This window comes from Bdellovibrio sp. CKG001, assembly GCF_055397465.1.
The window spans coordinates 887,524-914,150 of record NZ_AP029173.1 but is presented as its reverse complement, the minus strand read 5'-3'; the positions used below and the strand labels follow the sequence as shown (position 1 = coordinate 914,150).

Sequence of the window (26,627 nt, the reverse complement as noted above, 5' to 3'; positions counted from 1 at the left end):
GGCTATTGTTCCTTTTTCACTTTAGGTTCAAGAGTGATAATGGATCGCTGAGTCTGCTGCGTGAATTTGTCGGCCACACGTTTGATATCATCAGCAGTGACCGCCTGATACTTTTCAAGGTCGGTGAAAAGGCTTTCATAGGTGCCATTCACGATTTCATTCACTGCCAATGCACGAGCCTTGCCATCCATCGTTTTCAGACTGTCCACCAGATCCTTCATGACCTGAGTTTTGGCTTTTTCAAGTTCCTGAGGCGTCACCTTTTGATTACGCAACTTCCAGATCTCATTGTAAACAGTCTCCAAAGCCTCAGCGGACCCCAGCCCCGGCTTCATGTTCACTCCCACTGCGAACATCCCATGATCTTTCATGGAATAGTTGTAGGCATAAGCGGAGGTTGCTACCTGTTTTTGATACACCAGGCGCTTGTACAAACGGCTGGAGCTGCCGTTACCCAGAATATTGGCCGCCAGATCCAGAGCGTACATGTCGGGGTCGCCTTGTTTCGGGCTCTGATAAGCCACTACGAACGAGGTATTCTGAACATCTTTGCGCAAGGTCGCATTCTGCTGCGCTTTCTGCAGAGGCTCTGTCGCATACTTTCTTTCCGGCAAAGGACGGGACGGCAGTTTTCCATAATACTTTTCAATCAGGCTTTTCACTGTTGATGTCTTGAAGTCCCCGACAACAACCAGAACGGCATTGTTCGGCACATAGAAGGTATTATAGAAATAGCGAAGCTTATCCGAATCATAGGCTTCAATATCTTTCATATACCCAATGACTGGCCATTTGTACGGGTGAACTTTGAACAAGGTTCCCATCATCAGCTCACGCAACAATCCCATCGGATTGTTATCCACGCGCCAGCGACGCTCTTCCTTGACGACTTCTTTTTCACTTTTCAGATCCTCAGGACTGATCAGAAGTGAACTCATGCGATCCACCTCCATGTCCATGACCAGTTCCAGCTTCGAGCTGGGCAAGTTTTCATAGAAGCCTGTGTAATCATTCGTTGTGAAGGCATTATTGGTGATGCCATTTTCGTGGAAGATGCGATCGAAGGATTTGCCGTCGTATTTCTTAGCACCCTTAAACATCATATGCTCCAGCATATGAGCGGCCCCCGTCACACCCGGGGACTCATCCCGGGAACCCACGCGATACCAGGTATGATAACTGATCATCGGCACCGCATGATCTTCCAACAGAAGTACGGTCAATCCATTATCCAGAACAAATTTTGTGACAGGAAGAGACAGCTTCAGATCTGGGCGACTGTTTTCAGTCCATCCTTTGATAGCGCCAATCACCTCCTGCCCTTTCGGGGATGGTGCAGGTGACGGTTCGACGGCGTAGGCAGAGACAGCAAGCCCCAGCCCCAAGAGCAAAGTTGAAATCCGTTTCATAGGTGCTTCTTTCGTTAGTTAATACAGAACGACTCTGCACCTAGTTTGAAACCGCAGGGCTGTGATGACAATGACCTTAAGGACTTTTAAGACTTTTGGCAGATATCCTATTGAACAACGAAGTCAGAGAAGAAAACATCCTTCACAATGCCACGACGAAGGATGCCGTTCACTTCCCCGGCGATCTTGTCCTTCAAGAAAAGTTTTCCCTGAATACTGTCCAGGTCTGCAAAGGGTTTATCATTTAGCAGACGGACGATGCGATCGCGGGCTTTGGCGCGGTTTTCAGGCTCCATGACCTCTTCAAAACCTTCTTTACCCAGCATTTGCAGATTGATTTCAAGACGGATGGTGCGTTTGGGCTCACCACCCAAATTCACCGTGAATTTATCCATGGTATAGATCAACGGCGCCGTGTCCGCTTCACTGGCTGTGGAGGCCAATTCCCGCTCGGCCTCTTCTTCTGTCACCTTGGGGCTTTCCCATCCAATAGTCGAGGCATAAACCATGTAAGCCCCGCCCCCCATGACACCCAGATTCAGCACCGCGAAGGCCACTTGAAAGATCATTGCCATATTGCGCGGTTTCGCGGTCGATTGCTCTTTTTGTTCAGCCATGTATAAACCTCTTGTCATAGATTTTATCGGTGAGACAGGCTTAGGTCTTAAGATCTTAGACCTCATTATTTACAACTAAATTACGCGAAAAATGTCCAACCTCTGGACACCTGAGGACAGCCACTTGACAAGAACAAGACCTTTTCGGGCATAATAAGAATATGAGATGTTTCCTCACGGGCTGTGCTTTACTTTTCCTGAGTCTGCCGACCATGGCGGATCCTGTTGTCGCGCCCAAATCCCAAAACGAGAAAGAGCTGCTGCCCGCTTCTTTGCTGCAGATTTCAGAAACCGAAGCCTTTTCCCGCTATGTTTTTCTGGTCGATAAAGAACAGCGCAAACTTTCTGTCTTTGAACGCAATGGGGAACTGATTCAAAAGATCACCGAATACCCAGCCGACATCGGCAAAATGGGTGGCAACAAAACCAAGCGAGATGACCATAAAACTCCAGAAGGTATTTACTTCCTGCAAGAACGCCTAAGTCAGCCCAAGATTCCTTTCAGTCTTTACGGGGCACTGGCCTTTACCACGAACTATCCTAATCTTTTCGACAAACGCGAAAACAAAACGGGTTCTGGTATCTGGCTGCATGCTATTCCGGACTCAGTTCCCTTGACTCGTGGTTCCCGCGGCTGTGTTGTGGTTCGCAATGATGTAATCAAAAAGCTGGCGGACTACATCAAGCTGGGTGAAACACCAATTTTGATCTTTGATCATGTGGACTATGTCAGCAAAGACGAACACGACAAGCGCCGCCTGGCCCTGAGCAACTTCATTGAAAGCTGGAGACAGGCTTGGGAAACCCAGGACATCGAAAAGTACATGTCCTACTACGATGCGGGCTTTAAAGCTCCGGGTTTTAATTATAACTCCTGGAAGAATCACAAGAAGAGCCTGAAATCCAAGTACGAATACATCAAGGTTCACCTGTCCCAACCTTATATCGTTCAGCACAACGATCAGCTGTTGGTTAAAACGCTTCAACGTTATGAATCCGACAAGCACATCGACTACGGCGTTAAAACGATCTATGCGCTGAAATCCGGTGACTCTTTCAAAATCATCCGTGAAGAGTGGGCCCCCTTCAATCAAAACGAAGTCGCGGCAGCCATTGCTCGCGAAAACTCCATGACCGCCTCTTCAAACAAAACACAGTAACTCTTCAGCCCGACCCACCCCTTCACGGGCGTGGTCTTTTGGCCATAAAAAAAGCACAACCACTTTTGATGGTTGTGCTTCTTAGTCCCCAAAAGTTTTCAGCTGGGGCGGATCAGATCACCGGGAATTAGTGAGAGTCTTCATCCTTCGTATTTTTACCGTCCATAGTGAACGTTTCTACGTTGTGAGAAAGATCAGGAAGTTGCTCTAGGTGCTTCTGCCATTCTTCTTTGGACAACTCACCTGCGTTGATTTTGTTTTCAGTCATACGCTTATCATATTTCAAATTCTTATTAGCCTGAGCCAAAGACATAAAAACTCCCTTTTGCGATCGAGCCCTTTTTTATAGCGCAAAATCCCCGCCCCGTCCAGCGGAGGATGCCACATAAAACACCAGAAGCCTTGATTTTCACAAGGCTTCTGAAGTTAGTTCCAATATTTGGGGGGACGGTCGTTTTTATCGTTCTTTTCGTTATTAACGACCAGACGCAGGTTGCGCCCCTTGTTTTTAGACTTCTTCCGAAGGTCATTGCGATCCAGCCAGCCCTTGGTTTTCAGGCAGATAAAGCCCGAAACAATGCCCCCCAGATGGGCCAAATAAGCCACTTCCCCGCCACTGACGCTAGAGGTCATCAGAGAGGCCAACTGCACCAACCCCATTAAAGCCACGAAGAACTTGGTCTTCATCGGGAAAAGCATAAAGAAGTAAACAATACGCTCACCAAAGATCAACCCTTGAGCTAACAACAGACCAAACACAGCCCCGGAAGCCCCCACCACCGGCACAATCAATCCAGTCTGAGAACCCGTGGTCAAGGCATAGATCCAAACCCCCAGGCAGTATAAAATCGCCGCGCCAATGCCGGATACGAAATAATAGACCAGGAAGAACTTCGAACCCCAGCGCTGCTCCAGCTCGGCCCCGAAGAACCATAACATCAGCATGTTAAACAAGATATGTGTGACCTGCATTGAGTGCAGGAACATGTATGTGCCCAACTGCCAGATCTGGAAATCAAACAGAACCTTCCCCGGGAACAAACCGAAGATCGACGTGAAAGGAACACGCAGAAAACCTTCCATGATCACTTGGAAGACAAACCAGATAGCCACATTGATGATCAGCAACCACTTCACCGCCGGTGTCAGTGGAGCTGTTTGGAAAGTCACGCCTCTATTCATATTTTCTTAAAATACTCCAAACCTTCTCGTAGGTCTGCTCAAGACTTTCAACCAAGACCTTGGTCTCAGCAATTAAAGGGAAGAAGTTAAGGTCCCCGGTCCAGCGTGGAATGACATGGTAATGCAAATGTTCCGGGATTCCCGCCCCGGCCACCGCCCCATGATTCAAACCCACGTTGATGCCACCTGGCTGATAAAGCTCGTTCAAAGCTTTCATCACCAAACGGATGGTGTTCTGCAGATCCATGTATTCTTCATCAGAAAGTTTTAAAAGATCGCCACAGTGGCGCTTTGGCAATACGAGCAGGTGTCCACTGTTGTAGGGGAACTTGTTCAGCACCACCATGGAATGTTTGCTTTTAAACGCACAAAGAGTGTCAAAGCTGACTTTTTCTTCCGAGGCCCGACAGAACACGCAGCCTTCAGGTTTGATCAGCTTACGCACATACTTCATGCGGTCAGGACGAAAAAGAACATCGCGCTCCATCGGCCACACATCTTTGCCGATCTGAATTTTCCCGTGGGTCGCTGCCGGTCGTTTGATCGGCGCTTTCTTGGTGGAGGGTGTCTTTTTACGAGCCTTTTTGGCTGCCATGATTACTCCGTGCTGTCAGTGAAATAGCTGGAGGTGCCAACAAGACGATTTTCCACAAAGAAAACCATCACGCAGTTCTTGCGCATCTCAAAGCCAATTTCCGTTTTGTTTCCACCCGCAGGATTCAACAAAACCAATTCTGTTTCAAGCTGCGGCGTCTCGCACACCAAAGGTTTCAGCTCAAATACAGTGACAGGCACATAACCACCACCCCCGGTGATTCCGACAAATTCAAACTTCTGCCCGGTCTTAAAAATCACACCCGGCGCAGGCTCAATATCCGCCGTCAGATAGTAATATCCCTTCCAACGAATATCGAACCATGACTGGGGCTGACGAGGATCCTGAGGGTTGGCCTGGGCCCATCCTGCACAAAACAATGTCAGCAAAAAGAAACCTAGAGCTTTCATGACCTACTCCCAGTAACCCGGCATCAACATCAGCGGCTGATTCAAATACTTCGCGCGCAGGATGTACTTCATCGCACCTTCCATGTCCGCACCGAAAGATTTGCCTTTCAGAACATCGGCGAATTCCGCCAGGCTGTTGAGATCGTCTTCAGTTTCACCGCCCCCCAGGTCAAAGATGCTGACTTTCTTTTTGGGGATCTCGAAGACTTCATAGTGTTCACCCAGCTTCGCCGTTTCCGCCGCTAATTTCACCGCATCTTCGAAGTACCCTTCTTGATCGGCAAAGCCCATTTTCACGGCTGTGGCGCCCGTGAAGACACGTCCATCCGCGTACTCAGCAACAACATCTTCCTGAAGCTTGCGCTCTTTTGCCACGGTCCCTTTGAACTGGGCATAGACTTCATCAATCATGCTTTGGAACAAAGTTCTTTCATCTTCACGCATCGGACGGTACTCAGCACCCGAGTCCTTGAACTTGCCGGAAGTGATGGAATAGCGAGAGATCTTTGCCCAGTCGTAGAGCTTTTCCAGATTGGCGAACTCCATGATCACACCAATTGAACCCACCAAAGAGCCCGGAGCCACGACGATCTTGTCACAAGCCACCGCCGCATAATAAGCCCCGCTGGCCATCACGCCCGTACTGACACAGATCACAGGTTTTTTGATTTCATCACGCACGCGCTTGATCTCAGCAAAGATTTCCTGGGAAGGCCCGACAGAGCCGCCTGGTGAGTTGATGCTGATCAGGATCGCTTTCACCTTGTCATCATCACGGTATTTTTTAAGATTCTTGATGAACTTTTTGCCGTTAAGAATAACGCCGTTCATTTCCAGATGCAAAATGGTGTTCTTGGCCGTGACCTTTTTGTCCGGGCTTCCGAAGAAATCGCCGCCCATTTTCAGCAAAGCGCCCAACCCCACAAACACTAAAAAGATAATTACCAGTTTTTTGAAAAAGCTGCCCTTCATATCGGCCCCCGAACGGATGGATGAAAAAGGTCCCTTTTCAAATAAAAAAAGGGACCCTACTAGGGTCCCCTTTTAAGACTTGTCAGTCAATCGTCCTCGACCGGCTGAACCCTTGCGGGTCAGCCTTTGGTCTTGATCGAATTACTGCTTGTCAGTTTTTACGTTTTTCAACTGGTCAGCGAACAAGTCACCGAAAGTAGACTTGGAAGTCGCAGTTGCTTTTTTAACGTAATCGTCAACGTCCGCTTTTGCTTCGCGAAGTTTAACAAGTTTTGCAGACAAACCGATCTTACGAGCGTCTTTGTCGATAGAGATAACTTCTGCTTTTACAGATTGACCTGGCTTAATGAATTCTTCAACAGAGTTGATTTTGTCTGTTGTTAGTTCAGAAATGTGGATCAAACCTTCGATATCAGACTCAAGCTCTACGAAAGCACCGAAATCAGCTGTTTTCGTTACTTTAACATCGTGCTGAGTGCCGATAGCGTATTTGTTCTCGATGTTTGACCAAGGGTCAGACTCAAGTTGTTTGATACCCAAAGAGAATCTTTCGTTCTCGATGTCTACGCCCAATACAACCGCGCGAACTTTTTGGCCTTTAGTGTAAAGCTCATTTGGATGATTTACACGCTTAGTCCAAGAGAAGTCAGAGATGTGAACCAAACCGTCGATGCCTTCTTCGATGCCGATGAAGATACCGAAGTCAGTTACAGACTTCACTTCGCCTTCGATGATCGTACCTGGAGCATAAGATTCTTTCAATTCAACCCATGGGTTGGCTTGAAGTTGCTTCATGCCCAAGCTGATGCGGCGGTTTTCAGTGTCAACTTCCAGAACCACAACTTCAACTTCTTGATCAACAGCTACGATTTGAGAAGGGTGTTTTACACGTTTAGTCCAGGACATTTCAGAAACGTGGATCAGACCTTCAATGCCTTCACCAAGCTCAACGAATGCACCGTACTCAGCCAAGGAAACAACTTTTCCTTTAAGCTTAGTGCCTGGAGGATAAGAAGCCTTAACAGATTCCCAAGGATCTGCATGAAGCTGTTTCATACCCAAAGATACGCGTTCTTTTTCTTTGTCATACTTAAGAACTTTAACTTGGATTTCGTCACCAACGTTCAACATCTCAGAAGGATGTTTTACGCGGCCCCAAGACATATCAGTGATGTGCAACAATCCGTCCATACCACCAAGGTCGATGAACGCACCGTAGTCAGTGATGTTCTTAACAACACCAGTAACCACAGAACCTTCTGCCATAGTGTCCAAAGTTTGAGAACGCAAACTGTCGCGTTCTTCTTCAAGAAGCGCACGGCGAGAAAGAACGATGTTGCCACGCTTTTTGTTGAATTTGATAACTTTGAATTTGAACTTTTTGCCCAAGTAAACGTCCATGTTGCGAACCGGACGCAAATCGATTTGAGAACCAGGCAAGAATGCTTTAACGCCGATATCAACGCTCAAGCCACCTTTAACTTTAGCAACAACAGTACCTTCGATAACTTCTTCGTTCTCTGCTGCTTTAGAGATATCAGTCCATGCACGAAGCATGTCTGCTTTATCTTTAGAAAGAACGATCATGCCGTTTTCGTTTTCGATACGGTCGATCAAAACTTCTACTTTGTCTCCAGCTTTAACTTCGCGAACACCGTCAACGATACGGAATTCATTGATCGCGATCAAGCCTTCAGACTTGTAGTTGATATCAACAAGAACGTAGTCAGACTGAACTTCAACTACAGTACCTGTTACAACGTCGCCGACTTTGAAGTCTTGCTCTTTCATGGATGCTTCGAATAGAGAGTCGAAGTCACCTTTCTCAGATTTTGCATTCAAAATGCCAGGATTTGCTGGGACTTTGGAGTCCTCTGCATCCAAGAAAGCTAGAACTTTCTGTTTTTCCAATTCGGCTTTGTTCAATTGTTTTGTCATATCGTGTTTTGTAAACCTCCCACGTAGTAAGATCTCATGGACCCTACCCGTTACCTTTCTTCGCACTTAAGGCGAATCACTGGTTTAGCGACCTAAGGGGCTGGAAGTCAAAGGTTTTACGCGGTTTGGCAGAGATTTAAGAGTTCCCGGATTATGCGAACGCACATCCTCTGGGGGAATCCTAGACCAGCACTCCTTCAGATCAAACCTATTGGACCTGAGCACCTTCAAGGCACAAGCCCCCGATAGATCTCGCGGACTTTGCCTCTCATCTCTTTCGGCAAAGATTTCTGAAAATAATCAAAAATTCGGCCCCGGACGTTCTTTTCCACCACAACTTTTGAGATCTCTTTGATCGTGACCTCACCCCAAGGGGTCTTTTCGCAAGAGGCCCTGACCGAAATATAGGGGGGAGCCTCTTTCACCGGAAGATACTTCAGCAAATTTGATCCCTGTCCTTTGCGATGATTCCATTCTTCAAGGTAATACGACAGCACCCCGTCCAGCCGGTTCTTTTCCAGCATGGTGAATAGACCACCCACCGCCTGATCGCTGACGTGGCGGTAAGAGTCTTTCGCTTTCAAAATCACTTCATCTATTTTGTTGGAATAGGAACGCCCCTGCACAACCCCCAGCCGGAACTCCCCCCTCTGTACCAGCTTGGCCAGCTCCATGCCTTCGGAGGTTTCATACTGCTGAAACCTATTGTACGAGGTGGAGGACATCACAAGACCGATAGGCAAGGCTCTGGCCACCTCCGCTCCAAAAATCAAATAGCGGGCACGTTCGGGCGTGTCCTGCAAAAGCAATGTGCAAAAATGTCGTCCTGATAAAAACAATCTTTCCGCACGCAAAAAAGAAGCCCTGACAAATGTGTGCTTGTACTGCGGCAGGGATCTTTCCAGTTCACGATAAATCTCAGCAAACGGTCCTTGAGATTTTTGAATATCGACCTTAGCGCCATCGGAAGAAAGCAAAATAAACGGCGGGAAATCCGTCATCGCCCATTGAATGGTCTCTGCGCCCGGCTTTTCGGCAGCAAAAATCGAACAGTTCACAAGAAGTATGAAAATAGCAAAACCCAGAGCTTTCATTGCTTCATGATAACAAAGCCCCAGGTCGCATCCCTATGTGATTTCCAACACTGGCCCGAAAGAGCCCTGACGTTTTTCCGCATTGATTGGCTAGTTATTTGACGAAAACACCCCTGAAAGGAGCTGGCACGGGCTTGCATGTAAATAAACACTCTTGAACTTAAAAACGCACGAGGTGGTACGTGGTGAGATGGCGTTACTTTTTATTAACCAGCATCCTGGCTTTCACCAGCTCTTCCGGAGCTGAAACCTATCATTCCTTTATCTACAGGGACTCCTCCCTCTACAATCGCGCGGACATCGTGGAGGTATTTCCAAAGCTTCCGCTGGAGGTTTCCCGTCAGCACAATGACTCCGTGTCTCGCGTGACACTGGCTGATGTGGACCTCTATTTCTTCAATGAGCTGACTGAGCTGCTGAATACGGTCAACAATCCCAGCAACACCCGCTGGCGCCCTTTGTCGGCCACGAACCTCTGCGAAAGCCACAAGGGTCTTAAAACAGAACACCTGCAGAAAATTAAAAACCATTGCGTGTTCCCGCGCGTGACCTTCGCCAAAGTTTTTTCGGCGGAAAACCTGCGCGCCTCCTGTGAAGAGGCCTATCAGCCGGAACTTTACGTGAACGATCTGGGACCGGGAGAAATTCACTACTCAAAAATGGACGAGATAAGCGGACTGGCCCAGGCGATCGCCGCCCCGCTAAGATACGTGAACTTTGCTGCGAATCTGGTGACGCCGGAACTTCTGGAAAAAATGCGCCTGATGCTGAGCAAAGTTCGCATGACCGAGTTGCTGGATAAAGTGCAAAAACAGAAAAAGGACTATCAGCAGATCCTGAGTTTGCTGGATTCGAAGAACTGCCTGACTCTGTCCCCCCAAGAACGCGCTGAGCTGGCAAAGACCCTCGAAACTTTACAACAGGAGATCCAACAAGCCGAAGCACACCTGATCGACATTGATCAAAAAGGCCGTCAGCAGGCAGAAGCAGACCGGCAGGCCATCACAAAACAGGGACTGCACCGCCCGCGTCTGCCTTATCCCAATTTAAGCGACGCCGATCGTGAGTTTATCACCATGTACATCAGCTCCATCATGTGGAGATTCCGTGGTGGGGGCATCGTGGAAAAAAGCGACAGCACACAGATGAGACGCATTTTTTACACCTGGGCCCCCGTCAAAGCTTTGGGAAAGCTCAATGGCGGCAACGATGGCGATCAGTTAGGGCGTCAGATTTTCATGGGCCTGATGAAGGGCTGGGGTGAATACTTTGACATGGGCACTTGGCCGGCAGGTAAGGATAAATACTATGACTTCACGAAGATGACAGAACGAGGCATCTTCCAGGTAAAAAGAGCCGCAGCCACGTTACAAAACAAAGGCTACGACGTGACACCGCTAAAAATGGCAGGCCTGCAAATGGGACCTTGTTATTACTATTCGTATGATCAGAATTTGCCGCGCTTGAAATACGTGGGCAGAAAAGATTCAGGCTTTTTAGCCTTTGTGGAAGGTGGAACCGACTGGGGTGAAGTGTGCTTTGGCGCTGCGCTGGGGCTGGGAATTTCCAAGACACTATTGCAGGGATCTAAGAAATAGATCCCTCGGGTTCTGATTAGATTTTTCCTTTAACGTAATCGACGACTTTATCAACGACCTGTTCCAGGTTCAAAGTCGTCGTGTCCACGACCAGGGCATCCTCAGGAATCGCCATCGGCGCCACTTTACGTGTGGAGTCCTGCAAATCACGCTGTTGCTGAGCTTTCACCATATCACCATGATCCAGCCCCAGCTCCGCTGCCCGACGAGCGGCGCGGTGTTCAGAGTTGGCTGTCAGGTAAACCTTCGCTTCCGCCTTTGGGAAGACCACAGTGCCGCAATCACGACCCTCAGCCACCAAACCATGGGGGCCTTCAGAGCAACCACGCTGGGCATCCAGAAGGGCTTTACGCACTTCTGGATAATGACTGACCTTACTGGCAAAATTACCCACATCTTCATGAGCGATCAGATCTGTCACGTCCTGATCCTGGAAGAACACGCGGGTGCGGTCTTGGTCCATTCTCACACTCCACACGGGATTGTGAGTCAACTCAGCCAGATTTTTGACGTCATCAAGATCAATTTGCAGTTGAAGAGCGGCAAACGCCAAACCACGATAGAAAGCACCTGTGGAAACCCACTGCCAGCCCAAACGGCGAGCCAGCTCACGACTTACTGAAGATTTACCAGAGGCCGCAGGGCCATCAATCGTAATAACCATTCCCATAATTCTCCAAAACTACAGCGGCGGAATTTCTTTTAGAACTTCTGCCAAGGCCTTCAAAGCGGCCTCATTTTCATGCTCCAACCCTACACTCAAACGCAAATGCGTCTTGAACCCGTAGTTCAATAGCGGTCTCATAATAATTCCACGACGTAACAAGGCTTCGTTCACCTTGGCGGCGTCGCGGAGGGTGTCAAACATGACAAAATTTCCCTGAGATGGAATGTAAGGCAGGCCTAATTCTTCTAACTTCTTGTAGAAGTAATCAAGCCCTTTCCAGCAAATCTGCTGCGATCGCTCAATAAATTCTTTATCTTGCAGAGCCGCATTTGCAGCCACTTGCGCTAAATCGTTGACATTAAATGGTTTGCGCACCCGGTTAAAGACTTCAATCGTCTCTGCCGGCGCAATCATGGCCCCGATGCGGAAACCCGCCAGACCATAGATTTTAGAGAAAGTGCGAAGAACAATCAGGTTCTTATACTGCCCCATATAACTTTGTGCAGACGCATAGTCTTTAGCACGCACAAACTCATTGTAGGCCTCGTCAAAAATCACCATCACGTCGTCACGATTTCCGACCTTTTCCAAGAAGGCTTCGATCTCAGCCTTGGTGGCATAAGTGCCCGTCGGATTGTTGGGATTAGAAACAAAAATCAAACGGATGTTTTTTTCCGGATGAGACAGGAAATAATCCGCCACCGCCGGAAGATCAAAACGATAGCCTGCTGCCATGGGCACTTTGTGAATAACCGCTCGATTGGCCGGTGCGCTGACTTCATACGCATTAAAAGCCGCCACGGATGTCAAAACACCGTCTTTGGGTTCGCAATAAATGCGCGTTAAAAGGTCAATCAGCTCGTCGCTGCCATTGCCAATAGCAAGTTGTTTTGTCGGGAAGCCCCATTCTTTTGACAGAGTTTGCAAAAGCTCATAATGCGAAGGATCTGGATACAGATTTTGATGCTCCAGGGCCGCTTTCACCGCCACCATGGCTTTGGGGCTAGTACCCAAAGGATTCTCGTTACTTGCAAGCTTATACACTGTCGTGAGCCCGTACTCACGTTGTGTCTCGGAAATCGGTTTACCAGGTTTATACGGCACCAGATTCAAAATTTCGGGAGAAATCTTCACTTTAGAATCCTTTTCTTAGAGAGAATATTTTGCTATACCTGATCGCCTAACTTAATTCCAGTGTAAATTCAATAGAGAGCGTTCTAAAATGCATAACAGCCTTTTGCTGGGAGTGAGTGTCGGTGATTCTTTCGCCGAATTCTCTCTCCTGTCAGATTCCACTTCCCTTGCGCAGAAAAGAGTCTATCTTTCGCGTGAGAACCTTAAGACGTCGCTGACCCAGTTCGTCGCCCCCTACAAAGAGCAACAAATTGCCAAGGCATTTATCAGCCTGCGCGTGCCTAAAAAACTTCTGGACCACCGCCTGAGCGGCGCTGTGGCCCACGTCAGCACGGAAGGTGTTGAGCACTGGCTCAATATCTGCGGATCCCCGGAACACACATTGACCAGCAAAGACCTGCAATTCTCTGTGCGCGAGCGCATTTTGGCCGACGGTCAGGTCGAACTGCCTTTGCAAGTTGAAGAGGTTGAAGCCATCGCTGCCAAGGTGCAATTGATGGACTGCAAGAAAGTATGTCTGAACTTCCTGCACTCTGCGACGAATCCGGTTCACCTGGAGCAAGCTAAAAAAATCTTCCAGGAGAAAGGCCTGGAGGTCTTTGTCCCGGAAAAATCTGACAATCCACACGAAGTCAGCCGCTGGACCAAAAATGCGCTGAACGCCACACTTTCCGGCGTCTTTGCGGAAATCAAAAGCGAGCTGTATGCCGGCTTGGAAGCCGCCATCGACAGAAAGAACATCCACTTCCTGGACAGCGCCGGGGATCTTTTCCAGGAAGAAAGCCAGCGCGAAGTGGGAAGCCTGTTTGCGTCGCTGTCTGCTCTGGGGTTGGCCGACGCGTCCAACACCGCTGATATTCTTTATCTGGGACTTGAGCAGTTCGCCCTGATCTCCCCTTCACAGTGGGAATCTGCATGGCAAAGTCCATGGGGACCGGTCGAAGTGCGCCGTTTGAAAACCCACAACCTGGGCATTCAACCAACACTTGGCATTCAGCTCAACAGCTTTGGCCGTTTTGATTTTTCCAATCAACAGGAAGCGTGGGAACCAGGCCCGATGTTCCTGGGGCGTGGTCAGAAGATGAGTTTGCTGGATGTATGGTCTGACAACTCGAAGCTGGCAAAAATCGCAGGCCTTGAAGACCGTGTTTCCACACAAGGAATACAGCGCTTTAAAAACGCACTTTTGACTCTTTCGAAAATCAGCTCTTTGCGCGACACGGACTTGCATCACCTGACCAAGGAACTGCAAAGCCTGAGCGTACAGCGACTGGCGATGGAAAGCCGTCTGCGCCGTCAGACCAAGAAATTGAAAGTCACCGGCCCGCTGGCGCCTTTGTTTGCGAACATCTTCAAAAAAGATCCGCACACCACCATCATCGAGCAGGAATTCTGCGAATCTGAATCCACAGCATTGTGGGGCGCTCAAGCCCTGAAGGCGGCCTTGTCATGAACTATCAAATTGAACTTTTGCATTCCCTGCTGAATGACTTTTTGGTGGGTGAATCCGCACTGATGACTTTGGACGGCGATGTTCTGGCTGTGCGCGGGCAAATGCCCGTGACTTACGGAACCCTGACCACAGCCGCCACCACGGCTGCGAAATATTTAAATCTGCAGGAAGGCGACATCGCTCTTCTGAATGACCCTTACAGCGGCGGCAGCCTGCTTTCAGAGATGACTTTTGTCATGGCCGTGTCTGAAGATCTGTTGTGGGTCACTCGTCGTGTACTGGACACCAAAGTCACTCTGGTAAAATCCGTGGAAGAGGAAGGCTTGCGCATTCCGCCCATGCCTTTACGCCAAAAAAATCAGGTCAACGAAATGATCCTGACGGCCATGCAGGCCCACCCGGCCTGCCCCGCACATTTTGTGGATTGGCTGAAAGAGCAAGTTCAGGATCTGAGCTTGCGTGCGCAAAAACTGATCGAAGCCATCGAGTTCACCGGTTTCACCATCACGGGTGAACTGATCGAAGACTATTTGCAACTTTGCAAGCAGGCCGCCTCTCAGAAAATTTCTGAAAGCGCTTCGGGTGAAGCACGTGTGGACGTGGTGCTGGACAGCGGTGAGCTTCTGCGTCTGACATTGGAGATTCAGGATGGAAAAGTGTCCATGGATTTCAGCGGCACCAGTGCTGCAAAAACTGTTTCTTTGACCGAGTCTGCGACTTACGGCGCCTGCTTCCATGCGATCAGCCGTCATTATGGTTTCACAGATTTGGCCAACAGCGGGTCCTTCGCCGTTTTACAAATCACCAAACCCACTGGTTGTTGGCTGGTTGGAAAATATCCTGCCCCCACCTTCAAGGGCATGACGTGCGGGGTGGCGGCTTTACAGTCTGCAATCGAACTGGCCTTAGCACAGATTCATCACAAACAAGAAACCTCTTTAAGCAGCCACTGTGCCTTGCACTTTGATCTGCGCTCCGGCGACAAGCACCAATTGTTGCGTCTTCCTGGGGGCGAATCCGCCCGGGCTGACCGTGATGGTTCTTGCGCCACCCTGACTCCCTTTTCCCTGGAGCAGCTGGAGCGAGACTTCCCAGTCAAAGTTTTGCGCGTGGATCAACGCCAATCCAATGGCGGCAAAGGCAAGTTCAACGGCGGTCGTGGCTTGATTCTCAAGCTGCAAATGCGTGAAGAGGCGGAGGCCACCTGGCTGACCGACTTGACTCTGCACCGTCCCCGCCTTTTGAAAAACTGTTCCCACGGTGACCCGTGCGAGGTGGTGGTTGAAACTGGTGAGACCGCCAAACATCTGCCGGTTCTAGGACAGCAGAAATTCGCAAAACAAGACATCCTGACCCTGTGCTCGGGTTCGGGTGGCGGATACGGTCGCTCTGAATAGCAAATCTTCCTCACAAAGACCGACACCTTGTCGGTCTTTGTTTTTTGACATACTCAAATCCATTCAGATGCTGGCTTGTCAAATGTGTCGGTGCTAAAATCATTGCCATGAAAGCACTGATCACTTTAATTATTGCATTGGGTGTCAGCTTGAGTTGCCTTGCACAGACAACCAAGCCCAAGAAAGGAAACAACGTGAGTTCTTCAGAAGTGGCTTACCTTGCCGGCGGATGTTTTTGGGGTATGGAAGATTTATTGCGCAAACTGCCTGGTGTGCTTCAGACCGAGGTGGGTTACATGGGTGGGGAAACCAAAAATGCCACTTACAACATTGTCAAAACCGGCACAACCAATCACGCTGAAACCGTGAAGATCACTTTTGATCCGACAAAGTTGAAGTATCAGGATTTGTTGCTTTACTTCTTTAAGATCCACGATCCAACCACAAGCAACCGTCAAGGCAACGATATCGGCACTCAGTATCGCAGCGCTATTTTCTACACCTCTGACAAACAAAAAGATGAAGCGGAGATTGTGCGCGCTCGTGTGGAAAAATCAGACGCGTGGAAAAATCCCGTCGTCACCCAGATCGTCAAAGCTGCGGACTTCTGGAGCGCTGAAGAATATCATCAGGATTATTTACAGAAGAATCCGGGTGGATACACCTGCCATTTCGAAAGAAAGATTGAGTTCAAGTAATATAGGTTACATTTAAGAAAGGTCCCCCTTTTGTCCGTGCAACTTGCTGAACAGCACAGTATTGCATAGGAGTAAGTAATGAGAGGGGCCCTATGAACTCGGTCATTCTAACAGTCCTCATTCTGTTATTTGCCTCCGGTGCGAAAGCGGATGTGATTGTCCTGCGCTCGGACTACTGGTGCCCTTACGTCTGCAACCCGGACTCCTCCACGCCTGGCTATATGGTGGAAATCGCCAAAGCCGTCTTTGAGCCCCAGGGGCATCACATTCAAATCGTCACGACGAACTGGGCTCGCTCTATTAAAGACGCGCGCGCCAACAAAGCTCAGGGCATCTTAGGGGCCTGCGTGGCAGATGCTCCTGACTTTATCTTTCCGAAAAACTCTTTGGGTTTGATGAAGAATGCCTTCTTTGTTCCCAAGGATTCGCGATGGGAATACACCGGTCGCGGCTCTTTACAAGGAAAGCGCCTGGGGGTCATTAACGGGTATACCTATGGTGGCAGCATGGAACCGCTGATTCGTCACCGCCATCGCACGTTCATTCCTTTTTCTGGGGACCGTCCCCTGGAACAAATGATTCGCATGCTAAACGCCCGGCGTCTGGATGGATTTATTGAAAACCCTTTGGTGGTTCAGTACACCACTCACGCCAACAGCCATAACATTGAAAAATTCAAGATCGCTGGCTGGGTCGATGACGAGGCCGTGGACTTGTTTATTGCCTTTTCGCCCAACAATCCTCATTCGGAAACCTATGCCGACATTCTCAGTAAAGGTGTAGAAGAACTTCGTCGCAGCGGGAAATTGCAGCGTATTCTGAACAAATACAATCTGCACGATTGGAAGGAATCCCCACAAAAGTATTTGTCGCTGGATTCGGCGGAGAAAAATGATTCTGAAAATAGGAAGGCAAAACCCAGGGCCTCACACAATTTGATGACCCTGTATCCGGAGGCCTAAGATAGCAGGCCCTACGAGCCTGCCACCACTTTGGCACCTGTTTGCTCCAAGGCCACTTTGATTTTTTCAGCATGATCAATGCTTGAAGTTTCCAGAACGAAGTCGATGCGGGTTTCACGCAAAGACAATCCCTTGGAAACACGGTCGTGACGTACTTCCAGGATGTTGGCTTTCTGAGCGGCAATGGCCTGAGTCAAACGACTCAAGTTGCCTGGAAGGTCGTCCACGATCACAGACAACTCACACAGGCGCCCACGCAGAATCTGACCACGATCTATGATCTTGGAAACGATATTCAAGTCAATGTTTCCACCACTGATAATCACGCAGGTCTTTTTACCCAGATTCAAATTGCGCGACATGGCTGCGGCCATGGCGGCCGCTCCCGAGCCTTCGGCCACGGTTTTGGCTCTTTCCATAAGGAATACAATCGCCTCTGCGATTTCGTCATCACTGACGGTCACAACTTCATCCACGTACTTGGAAATAAAACTATCCAGCATCACCTGAGACGGATTCTTAATCGCGATCCCATCGGCAATCGTCGCGGCTCTTTTGGCCTGGGACAGAGGCTGTTTGTTAAATAGATGTGCCATTCCCGGTGAACGATCACTTTGCACACCGATCACACGTACATTCGGGTTGATGGACTTAACTGCCAACCCCACACCACTGATCAAACCGCCACCACCGATCGGCACGATGATGGATTCCAGATCAGGCACCTTCTCGAGAACTTCGATTCCGATAGTCCCCTGGCCCGCTATCACATACGGATCCTGATACGGATGCACGAAGGTATAGCCATGTTCTTTTTCAAGCTTCTGGGCATACTCGAAGGCCTCGTCATAGATCTCGCCTTTCAGAACAACATTGGCTCCATAGTCGCGAGTTGCCGAGGCTTTGCTGATAGACGCCGTTTCCGGCATCACAATGGTGGACTTTACCCCCGCAAGTTTCGCCGACAACGCCACCCCTTGTGCGTGATTTCCGGCAGAACTTGCCACCACGCCGCGGGCTTTTTCTTCCGCTGTCAGATTGGAGATCTTGTTATACGCACCACGGAACTTGAAGCTTCCGGTGCGCTGGGTGTTTTCAAATTTAAAATAGACTTCGCTCTTCAGAAGATTACTGGCACTGATGGAGTGGCTCAGCTCGGTGGGGCAAATGATGTCTTTTAATAACTCTCGGGCTTTCTGGATGTCTGCAAAGCTGACTTTCATTTTGGATCAGGGCTCCCAATACACAGTTAACCCCAATATCGGAGGATACTCCTTATGGGGAAGGACAGACGCCGTGCCTTTCACCCCGCTGATACTGGAGTAAAAATTCGATTCCGTCATGCCCATGGCCTTACTCTCGTCGAAAAAGTAAAAGGGTGCAAGGTGCTTTCCACAGCACTCACAGGCCGTCACAAGCTCGGCTTCCGCCGAGTTCACCGTATCGCAAATATGACACAATCGAAAATGAGTTCGGGTTGCCATAAGGACTCCTTCCTGAAGCCATCCTTATTCTAGGCCTCCCCAAGACCCCCAGCAAGACGCGGTCTCAATTTAAGTTATTGATATCAGGAAACTAGCTGCCCAATGACTTTTCGCGTTATGCGCATTTTGAGTCCCCCCATAAGCTTCCCGAAAAGATCTCGTGCAATCGCCTCGAAGCGAGACCGCAGGTTCTTGCGCACCAGCCCGAAGAGAGATAGGTTATTTGGATTGCTGAAAGGGCCTTTATGGAAACAACATTGGTAAAATCACTATTTAGAGAAACCGAAAAGCACCTGGACAAGGAAGTCTTTCTGTCCGGCTGGGTTCGCAAAATTCGCGATCAAAAGAATTTCGGATTCATTGAATTGAATGACGGAACCTTCTTCAAAGGGGTTCAAGTGGTCTTTGACACCAATCTTTCCAACTTTGAGGAAGTGGCAAAGCTTTCCATTTCAAGTTCCATCTACGTGACCGGCAAAGTGGTGAAATCCCAGGGCGCTGGCCAAAGCTTTGAAGTGATGGCTACCAAAATCGAAATCGTTCAGAAAGCTGATCTGGAATATCCTCTGCAAAACAAACGTCACAGCATGGAATTCCTGCGTGAGATCGCTCACCTTCGTCCACGCACCAACACCTTCTCGGCCGTCTTCCGCGTACGCTCCGTGCTGGCTTTTGCGATTCACAAGTTCTTCCACGATCAAAACTTTGTGTACGTGAACACCCCGATCATCACCGGTTCTGACGCAGAAGGCGCTGGTGAGATGTTCCGTGTGACCACTTTGAAGCTGGATAAACCTCCACGCAAAGAAGATGGCAGCATCGATGCCAGCCAGGACTTCTTCGGCAAAGAAACCAACCTGACTGTGAGCGGTCAGCTAAACGGCGAAACGTTCTGTGCGGCCTTCCGTAACATTTATACTTTCGGTCCGACGTTCCGTGCGGAAAACTCCAACACCTCCCGCCACGCGGCGGAGTTCTGGATGATTGAACCGGAAATTGCTTTTGCGGATCTAACAGCCAACATGGAACTGGCTGAAGACATGATCAAGTACATCATCCGCTATGTGATGCAGGAATGTCCGGAAGAGATGGAGTTCTTCAATCAGTTCGTGGAAAAAGGTCTGTTCGACAAACTGAACAATGTTCTGAACAACCAGTTTGCCCGCGTGACTTACACGGAAGCCATCGAGATTCTGCAAAAATCCGGCAAGAAGTTCGAGTACCCTGTGCAGTGGGGCATCGATATGCAATCTGAACATGAACGCTTCCTGGCTGAAGAGCATTTCAAAAAGCCGGTGTTCGTGACGGACTATCCAAAAGACATCAAGGCCTTCTACATGAAGTTGAATGCGGATGGAAAAACCGTGCGTGCGATGGACTTGTTAGCACCGGGAATCGGCGAGATCATCGGCGGATCTCAGCGTGAAGACAATCTGGAACTTCTGGAAGCGCGCATGAAACAAGTGGGTCTGCATCCGGAAGAATATTCCTTCTATACGGATCTGCGCCGCTATGGCACCTTCCCGCATGCGGGTTATGGTTTGGGCTTTGAACGCATGATGATGTACATCACCGGCATGGGTAACATCCGCGATGTAATCCCGTTCCCACGAACACCAAAGAACGCTTTATTCTAAAAAACTAAAAGGAGGCGCAAGCCTCCTTTTTACTTTCCCTTTGCTTCATTCCAAGACTCCCTCCTGCTGAGAAACCCTGTTCATCTCCTGTACGAATTCACGCCCCCCTGACAACGAAAGCCTCTCCAACTGCGTTGTAGTGTCCTCCGCCCGGGTACAGATATTGAATCAACTTTTTGAATACTTCGTTTACTGCCAAGAATCGATCTCAGACCGAGACACCTTGTAGGCCCCACGAAGTCAGCAGGACCTTCGACTTGTTTAAAGATGATCAGCTTCATATTTTAAACAAAAGTCCGAAGAGCCCTTTAGGAGTATTAATTTGAGTTTATTGAATCGCGTTCTTCGCATCTTTGTCGCACTGACCCTGCTGGGAAGCTCGGCCTTGGCTGAAGTCCCCCAGGAGCTTCAGGACGTGGTTTTCTCCGGAGACCTGAACGGCCGCTCCTCCGTCGACTTCCGCTCCAAGGCCCGCAATATCACATCCCTTGTCCCCAAGGACTCGGAAGCCACCATTCTTGAGACCCGGCAGCTGAAACGCACCGGCTCGTATGGCCTGAAAGTGCGCCTTACAAAAGTGGGCGCCGCCAAAGGAACAAACTCCGCCAAAGTCGGTGATGAAGTCTGGGTGTACTTCTCTCAAAAAGATCCCTGGCTGGAATTCAAAGACAAAGAAGGATCTGAAGTTCAAGACCCGGAAGTGGCCCTGACCTCGCGCGCACGCCGTGATGGGGAAGGTCTTCCCATTGAAGGAACTGTCGCCAATCCGACTTTGCCAACAAAAGAACTGGTCAAAGCCAACCAAAAGCCCTTGCCGTCCGTTGATCCCAACTTAGCTAAAAACACAGACCCCAAAAAAACAGAGGGTGACATCTGTATCAATTGCTCCGTGTCGCAAACCACGGATCCCGCTGAGCGAAATATTCAGAACATCAAAGACGTCGGCACTGAAATCAAACGTTCTTCTGATGAGTCCATCCCCCGCAATGCAGCGGCTGGTAAATGGGCCGATGATCCAATGATCATGCGCTATTCTGAAGGAAAAGAAGTTAAAAACTCCATCAGCTATGGGATGAGGAACAAACGTCCCCGATCGACGAAATACTGCTATCGCTTTGTCAAACGTGCTTTGATGGGTGGTGACATGATTGATCGCTATCCTCCGGGGGGCCATGCTCGCGAGGCCGTGCGTGATTTGAAAGCACAGGGCATGATCAATCTGCTGGACAATCCCAAGTACCGCGACATGATCAAAAGTCCTGCGGACGTTCCCAAAGGAGCCGTCATCGTCTATCATAACAATACCAAGGAATCCGGCGACGTTCAGATCAAAACAGACTGGGGTAACAACGGCGGATTCCTTAGTGACTTCTATTCCGGCAATTCGTTCTTAAGCTCTCCGAAGGCCCGCAGATATGCCGCCCAAGGAAAGCCTTACCGAATGATCGGCGTGATGATTAAACCATAGGAAGGAGAGCCCAATGAAAACAAAACTGATGACTCTGATTCTTTGTTCTTTCTTTGCCTTCCCTGCAACAGCAGCGTTCTATGACGTGCGCGAAGCCATCGAAAAGCTTCAAGCTGCCAAAGTGGATTCTTTAGTCACAGTCACAGAAGAAACCAAGCTCTCTGAAGATGACATGAAAGCCCAGGATAAAGCCTTTGCGGCTTTGGAGGCAGCTGTTGCCACAGCCATTAAAGAATCCGGTACCGATGAACTGCAAGACGAGATCATCAAAGCGGCCGTTGTGCTTCTGAAAAAAGATCCGACCCAGTATGCGGGTGAAGTGATTCTGCCCTTGTACGAGAAAAACAAAAAAAACTTCCTGAACAATCTCAAGAAGCTTTCCACATCAGACGCCAAGCTGGTTGAAGGCGCCGTCAAAGATGCCGCTCGCCAGAAAAAAATTGGCGACGGCTGAAGGAAATCAAATCCCGTTAAACGGAAGCAATCTCGCTGAAGGATTTTGCTTCCAAAGAAGCTCCTCCAACAAGGAAACCATTCACGTGTGGCTGCTTGATCAGTCCCGCAGCATTGTCCGGCTTGACACTGCCTCCGTAAAGAATCGGCGCAGATTCAAAGCCTAAAGCTTTCAAAATTGAATACACGTCAGTGTGCGTTTCTGCCACTTGTTCCGGTGTTGCAACCTTCCCCGTCCCGATGGCCCAGACCGGCTCATAGGCAATCACCACCGGTTTTGTTTTGTCGGCTTTGGCCAAACCCAAGTTCAGTTGGGTTTCCAAAACACGGAAGGTTTTTGCGGACTCACGTTCTTGCAGGGTTTCACCAATGCACAACATGGGGGTCAGTCCCAAGCCCTGCACGAAGGCCACCTTCTCAGCGACCAAAGCATCCCCTTCACCGAACAGACTGCGTCTTTCACTGTGACCAATCAGGATATAGCTGCCACCCAGTTCTTTCACCACCTGTGCTGAGTTTTCACCCGTGAAAGCCCCTTGCGCCTGGAAGTAAGCGTTCTGCGCGCCCCAATTGATGGCGGTTCCTTTTAAGGATTCACTGGCTGCTTCCAGGGAAATCGCGGAGGGGAAAAAGACCACTTCGCCGGTAGCTTTGCTCGCCAGCTCTTTGAACTGAGCAAAGAACTCACGCGTTTCTTTGGGAGATTTAAAAAGCTTCCAGTTAGCAGCAAAAATCTTTTTCATTAATTTCATCCTTTGAAAATTGAGAGGAAGACAGACCAAACCAAGGCTGATCAAAAGGGTCCAGATGCTTAGGGAGACGGCCCGCTGACAAGAATAGCAGGATGCTATTCTTGAGCGCTAGCCCGAAGGGCCAAGGGCAGGAGCCCTTGGCACAACGAAGTCTGATGGGCCCTTTTCACCAGCCGCCCTTAGCGGATGCGGGTTCTTAGTATTTCCAAACCTGGCAATTTATCGCCCTGAAGGTATTCCAAAGAAGCACCACCACCAGTGGAGATATGAGTCATCTTATCTGCAAAGCCGGAAGCTTCCGCCGCCGCAGCAGAATCACCACCACCCACGATTTTGATCGCGTTGCTTTCAGCGATGGCTGCCGCCACACCGAAAGTTCCTTTGGCAAAAGCCGGATTTTCGAAGATGCCCATAGGACCATTCCAGAAAATAGTGCCCGCTTCACGCAAAGCTGCCGAGAAGTTCTTGATGGATTTAGGACCGATGTCCACACCCAGTTCGTCTTCCGCAATCGCCACGTCATTGGTCACATGCGCGTGCGCTGTGTCCGTGATGCCTTTGGTAGCCACGTGATCCACGGGCAACAAAATAGTTTTGTTGCGGGCTTCAATACGTTCGATCATTTCTTTGGCATATTTAAGTTTATCATTTTCAACCAAAGATTTCCCGACTGGCAGACCTTGTGCTTTCAGGAACGTGTACGCCATCGCGCCACCCACGATAAAGCCATCCACAACGTCCATCAGGCGTTCGATCACTGCAATCTTGTCAGAAACCTTCGCACCACCCATCACCGCGATGTACGGGCGTTTTGGGTTTTGCAGCAAAGAATCCAGCATGGTGATTTCTTTTTCAATCAGAAGGCCAATGCCCTTGTCCTTCATCACTGAAGGCAAAGCATGAATGGTTGCGTGAGCACGGTGAGAAGCCCCGAAGGCGTCGTTGATATAAACGTCGCAGTAGTTGGCAATCTTTTGTGCGAACTCGATAGAGTCTTTGGTCTCCCCTTCTTCAAAACGAACGTTTTCAAGAAGGATCAACTGATTTGGTTTCAAAGATGGAAGCAGATGTTTGGGAGCATCAGAATCCGGTTCTTCCACCAGAATCACTTCGGCATTCAAAAGATCCTGCAGGCGCTTGGCCACTGGCTCTAAAGAAAACTCTGTGTCGTCTTTTGTTTTAGGACGACCCAGATGGGAAGCCATAACCAGCTTCGCCCCTTTTTCCATGCAATACTTGATTGTCGGCAAAGAAGCCGTGATGCGGTTTTCATCTGTGATCTTGCCGTTTTCCATCGGAACGTTCAGATCCAGGCGCAGGAAAACAACTTTTCCCGCCAACTCGAAATCACGAACTGTCTTAATGCCTTTCAGACCGTTAGCCATGGATTAAAGACCTTTCTGCTGCATGTACAAAGCAACATCCACCATACGGTTAGAGAAGCCTGTTTCGTTATCGTACCAAGCCAGAACCTTCACCATGCGAGGACCGACAACCATTGTGGAAGCCAAGTCGACGATGGAAGAATGCTTGTTGCCGTTGAAATCAACGCTGACAAGCTCATTGTGCTCAACAGCCAGGATGCCCTTCAAAGCGCCTTTGGAAGCTGCGATCAAGGCTTCGTTCACAGATTCTTTCGTCACGTCTTTTTTCGCTGTGAATGTGAAATCCACCAAAGACACGTTCGGAGTCGGAACACGTACGGAGATACCGTCGATTTTGCCTTTAAGCTCTGGCAAGACCAAGCCCACGTTTTTCGCAGCACCCGTCGTTGTCGGGATCATGCTGACCGCAGCCGCACGTGCACGACGCAAATCTTTGTGAGGAGCATCCAGGATTTTTTGATCGTTCGTGTAAGAGTGAACTGTCATCATGGTTCCGTGTTCAACACCAAAGGTGTCGTTCAGAACTTTTGCCAAAGGAGCCAGGCAGTTTGTCGTGCAGGAGGCGTTGGAGACAACCATGTGCTTGGAGGGATCATAGGATTCATGGTTGATACCGTAAACCATCGTGATATCCGCACCTTTTTCCGCAGGGCCGGAAACCAGAACACGCTTTGCACCACCCGCGATATGTTGCATGAATTCTGCTTTGTCTTTGAAAGCGCCGGTGCACTCTAGAACCAAATCAACGCCCCAGTCCTTCCAAGGAACTTCAGCCGGGTTGCGAGTTTTGGAAACGTGAATCTTTTGGCCGTTCACAACAAGGTTATGGCCTTCGGTGGAAACATCCGCACCGAAAACACCGTGAGCAGAGTCATACTTCAGCAAGTGAGCATCACCTTCGATGCTGTCCAAAGAATTGATTCCGACGATATCGAATTTTTCAAAACCCGCGCGGAAAAGAACACGACCAATACGACCAAAACCGTTGATACCAACACGCAACTTAGACATGAGTGAGCTCCTTGTTTTAAACCCACTCAATATCTGCTTTTGAACGCTAAAAAGCCAGTCTAGACACTGTTTGTCATAGACTGGCTTTTAGTGAAATTTCCTTAAAATTTCAGGCCCCTAGGCCGTTTTCAGGCCTCCCGAGCTTTCTAGCGACCTACAGACAAGGACGGGCGGTCCTGATTAGAAATCGCGTTCACCAAGATATCGGCATTTCCACCCATGGATTCCGCACGAAGGTCGATGACCTGGATGCGTTCACGGATGTTCAGATTCTCGGAAACTTCGGATTGACCCGCATAAATTGTGCGAGTGTTGGACAGGTAGTTGATGCGAACTGGCTGGTTGGAGGCTGTGTAAACCATCGCTTCATGGATTTTCACGCCTGCAGACAGCGCACGAACTTCAATACGCTCCAAAGTCACTGGATAACGAAGAGTCACACGGATCCACTCCCCGCCCGAACGACGAGTGATCTGGCTGATTTGCACAGAACCTTCGTAGCCACGACCATGCTGGCCTGGAGGAGGTGGAGGTGTCGGGCGAGTTGGCTGGGATGGGTACGTCGGTCTTACCGGTCCATCATTGTGTCGTCCACCGCCACCGTAGCCGCCGCGATTGTCAAAACGAACTTCGGTTTCACGCACTTCATACCAAGAACCGTCTCGGCGAGAGCACGCAATACCGCGGGTTTCTTCAGTACGGTCACGAAGGTAGATCACGCTTGTGTATTCACGGCAGTATTCACCAGTGCGGTTATTGTAACCTTCACGAGTAGAAGTGAAGCTTCCGCGAGCGCCCGTGCGGGAACCGTAGTCACGACCATCCCAGTCACGACGACTGCCCAGGCGGTCTTCCAACGAGCGTCTTTGCGCTTCTGCCAAGGCACGGCGATCAGCCTCATCCAGGTCCCTGCCGACTTTAGAGCCAATCATCGTCCCGGCAATAGCACCAATGATAATTGCCGCTTTATTGCCGTTCCCTTTACCGATCTGAGTACCAATACCACCACCGATGATACCACCGATAATTCCACCGATGGTTTCCTTATCCGCGAACGCCGGGCTTGTATATTGTACAAGGGAAGCGACAATAACTGATCCTAGAATGAGGTTCTTTTTCATAAACGTCTCCTTAAAGACTGAATAGTGAAT

Annotated in this window: 25 protein-coding genes; 9 read left to right on the top strand and 16 right to left on the bottom strand. The window is 49.3% G+C overall.

All coding sequences use genetic code 11. The features are described 5' to 3' along the window. Positions 1–2: 2 nt before the first annotated feature. Complete coding sequence (locus tag ACZ50P_RS04520; protein WP_464133782.1) at positions 3–1,409, bottom strand: M16 family metallopeptidase; 1,407 nt, start codon at positions 1,407–1,409, stop codon at positions 3–5. Between the two features lie 107 nt (positions 1,410–1,516). Next, entirely contained in the window at positions 1,517–2,026 is a 510-nt protein-coding gene (locus tag ACZ50P_RS04515; RefSeq protein WP_464117942.1) for a flagellar basal body-associated FliL family protein, read from the bottom strand. A 161-nt stretch (positions 2,027–2,187) separates the two neighbouring features. On the opposite strand from ACZ50P_RS04515, the gene ACZ50P_RS04510 reads away from it, so the two are divergent. Beyond that, complete coding sequence (locus tag ACZ50P_RS04510; RefSeq protein ID WP_464133779.1) at positions 2,188–3,186, top strand: L,D-transpeptidase family protein; 999 nt, start codon at positions 2,188–2,190, stop codon at positions 3,184–3,186. A gap of 127 nt (positions 3,187–3,313) precedes the next feature. Here ACZ50P_RS04510 and ACZ50P_RS04505 read toward each other — a convergent pair whose 3' ends face one another. The 7 genes from ACZ50P_RS04505 to ACZ50P_RS04475 form a co-directional block, all read right to left on the bottom strand. Further along, on the bottom strand, positions 3,314–3,499 hold the full coding sequence (locus ACZ50P_RS04505) for a hypothetical protein (RefSeq protein ID WP_464117944.1): 186 nt from the start codon (positions 3,497–3,499) through the stop codon (positions 3,314–3,316). 113 nt (positions 3,500–3,612) lie between these two features. Further along, on the bottom strand, positions 3,613–4,368 hold the full coding sequence (locus tag ACZ50P_RS04500) for a rhomboid family intramembrane serine protease (protein ID WP_464133778.1): 756 nt from the start codon (positions 4,366–4,368) through the stop codon (positions 3,613–3,615). Next, positions 4,361–4,963, bottom strand: coding sequence for an HIT family protein (locus ACZ50P_RS04495; RefSeq protein ID WP_464117946.1), 603 nt, complete (start codon positions 4,961–4,963; stop codon positions 4,361–4,363). Before ACZ50P_RS04495 ends, ACZ50P_RS04500 begins: the two co-directional genes overlap by 8 nt. Before the next feature lie 2 nt (positions 4,964–4,965). After that, on the bottom strand, positions 4,966–5,373 hold the full coding sequence (locus ACZ50P_RS04490; protein WP_464117947.1) for a hypothetical protein: 408 nt from the start codon (positions 5,371–5,373) through the stop codon (positions 4,966–4,968). Positions 5,374–5,376: 3 nt separating this feature from the next. Further along, positions 5,377–6,345, bottom strand: a complete 969-nt coding sequence (gene sppA / locus ACZ50P_RS04485) for a signal peptide peptidase SppA (RefSeq protein ID WP_464133776.1) — start codon at positions 6,343–6,345, stop codon at positions 5,377–5,379. Positions 6,346–6,486: 141 nt separating this feature from the next. After that, on the bottom strand, positions 6,487–8,283 hold the full coding sequence (locus ACZ50P_RS04480) for a 30S ribosomal protein S1 (RefSeq protein ID WP_262554135.1): 1,797 nt from the start codon (positions 8,281–8,283) through the stop codon (positions 6,487–6,489). Positions 8,284–8,510: 227 nt separating this feature from the next. After that, positions 8,511–9,377, bottom strand: coding sequence for a TIGR02285 family protein (locus ACZ50P_RS04475; RefSeq protein ID WP_464133773.1), 867 nt, complete (start codon positions 9,375–9,377; stop codon positions 8,511–8,513). A gap of 185 nt (positions 9,378–9,562) precedes the next feature. Here ACZ50P_RS04475 and ACZ50P_RS04470 point away from each other — a divergent pair, with 185 nt between their 5' ends. Continuing rightward, the gene (locus tag ACZ50P_RS04470; RefSeq protein ID WP_464133772.1) at positions 9,563–10,975 is read left to right on the top strand and encodes a FlxA-like family protein; all 1,413 of its coding nucleotides are present in this window, start codon (positions 9,563–9,565) and stop codon (positions 10,973–10,975) included. 16 nt (positions 10,976–10,991) lie between these two features. Here ACZ50P_RS04470 and cmk read toward each other — a convergent pair whose 3' ends face one another. Beyond that, positions 10,992–11,639 (bottom strand): (d)CMP kinase, encoded by a 648-nt coding sequence (gene cmk / locus ACZ50P_RS04465; protein WP_464117952.1) that lies wholly within the window; start codon positions 11,637–11,639, stop codon positions 10,992–10,994. A gap of 18 nt (positions 11,640–11,657) precedes the next feature. Then, entirely contained in the window at positions 11,658–12,776 is a 1,119-nt protein-coding gene (gene hisC / locus ACZ50P_RS04460; protein WP_464133769.1) for a histidinol-phosphate transaminase, read from the bottom strand. Positions 12,777–12,864: 88 nt separating this feature from the next. On the opposite strand from hisC, the gene ACZ50P_RS04455 reads away from it, so the two are divergent. The 4 genes from ACZ50P_RS04455 to ACZ50P_RS04440 all read left to right on the top strand — a co-directional run bounded on the left by ACZ50P_RS04455 (position 12,865) and on the right by ACZ50P_RS04440 (position 17,286). Further along, positions 12,865–14,229 carry a hydantoinase/oxoprolinase N-terminal domain-containing protein gene (locus ACZ50P_RS04455; protein ID WP_464133768.1) on the top strand — a complete coding sequence of 455 codons (1,365 nt, stop codon included), beginning with the start codon at positions 12,865–12,867 and terminating at the stop codon, positions 14,227–14,229. Next, positions 14,226–15,626, top strand: coding sequence for a hydantoinase B/oxoprolinase family protein (locus tag ACZ50P_RS04450; RefSeq protein WP_464133765.1), 1,401 nt, complete (start codon positions 14,226–14,228; stop codon positions 15,624–15,626). Before ACZ50P_RS04455 ends, ACZ50P_RS04450 begins: the two co-directional genes overlap by 4 nt. A gap of 107 nt (positions 15,627–15,733) precedes the next feature. After that, complete coding sequence (msrA, locus tag ACZ50P_RS04445; RefSeq protein ID WP_464133763.1) at positions 15,734–16,324, top strand: peptide-methionine (S)-S-oxide reductase MsrA; 591 nt, start codon at positions 15,734–15,736, stop codon at positions 16,322–16,324. Positions 16,325–16,416: 92 nt separating this feature from the next. Continuing rightward, positions 16,417–17,286 (top strand): substrate-binding periplasmic protein, encoded by an 870-nt coding sequence (locus ACZ50P_RS04440; protein ID WP_464133762.1) that lies wholly within the window; start codon positions 16,417–16,419, stop codon positions 17,284–17,286. A gap of 11 nt (positions 17,287–17,297) precedes the next feature. Here ACZ50P_RS04440 and ilvA read toward each other — a convergent pair whose 3' ends face one another. Further along, positions 17,298–18,509 (bottom strand): threonine ammonia-lyase, encoded by a 1,212-nt coding sequence (gene ilvA / locus ACZ50P_RS04435; RefSeq protein ID WP_464133759.1) that lies wholly within the window; start codon positions 18,507–18,509, stop codon positions 17,298–17,300. A gap of 506 nt (positions 18,510–19,015) precedes the next feature. On the opposite strand from ilvA, the gene asnS reads away from it, so the two are divergent. The 3 genes from asnS (at position 19,016) to ACZ50P_RS04420 (ending at position 22,329) form a co-directional block, all read left to right on the top strand. Next, a complete protein-coding gene (gene asnS, locus ACZ50P_RS04430; RefSeq protein WP_464133758.1) occupies positions 19,016–20,407 on the top strand; it encodes an asparagine--tRNA ligase in 1,392 nt (463 codons plus the stop codon). Between the two features lie 322 nt (positions 20,408–20,729). Further along, positions 20,730–21,875 carry a hypothetical protein gene (locus ACZ50P_RS04425; protein ID WP_464133755.1) on the top strand — a complete coding sequence of 382 codons (1,146 nt, stop codon included), beginning with the start codon at positions 20,730–20,732 and terminating at the stop codon, positions 21,873–21,875. 13 nt (positions 21,876–21,888) lie between these two features. Then, the gene (locus ACZ50P_RS04420) at positions 21,889–22,329 is read left to right on the top strand and encodes a phosphoenolpyruvate carboxylase (protein ID WP_464133753.1); all 441 of its coding nucleotides are present in this window, start codon (positions 21,889–21,891) and stop codon (positions 22,327–22,329) included. A gap of 16 nt (positions 22,330–22,345) precedes the next feature. Here ACZ50P_RS04420 and tpiA read toward each other — a convergent pair whose 3' ends face one another. From tpiA to ACZ50P_RS04400, 4 genes are all read right to left on the bottom strand, one after another. Then, positions 22,346–23,071 carry a triose-phosphate isomerase gene (tpiA, locus tag ACZ50P_RS04415; protein ID WP_464133751.1) on the bottom strand — a complete coding sequence of 242 codons (726 nt, stop codon included), beginning with the start codon at positions 23,069–23,071 and terminating at the stop codon, positions 22,346–22,348. A 188-nt stretch (positions 23,072–23,259) separates the two neighbouring features. Further along, the gene (locus ACZ50P_RS04410; RefSeq protein WP_464133748.1) at positions 23,260–24,465 is read right to left on the bottom strand and encodes a phosphoglycerate kinase; all 1,206 of its coding nucleotides are present in this window, start codon (positions 24,463–24,465) and stop codon (positions 23,260–23,262) included. 3 nt (positions 24,466–24,468) lie between these two features. Then, positions 24,469–25,476 (bottom strand): type I glyceraldehyde-3-phosphate dehydrogenase, encoded by a 1,008-nt coding sequence (gene gap / locus ACZ50P_RS04405; RefSeq protein WP_464133746.1) that lies wholly within the window; start codon positions 25,474–25,476, stop codon positions 24,469–24,471. Positions 25,477–25,622: 146 nt separating this feature from the next. Further along, positions 25,623–26,597 (bottom strand): beta-sandwich domain-containing protein, encoded by a 975-nt coding sequence (locus ACZ50P_RS04400; RefSeq protein ID WP_464133744.1) that lies wholly within the window; start codon positions 26,595–26,597, stop codon positions 25,623–25,625. Positions 26,598–26,627: the final 30 nt, after the last annotated feature.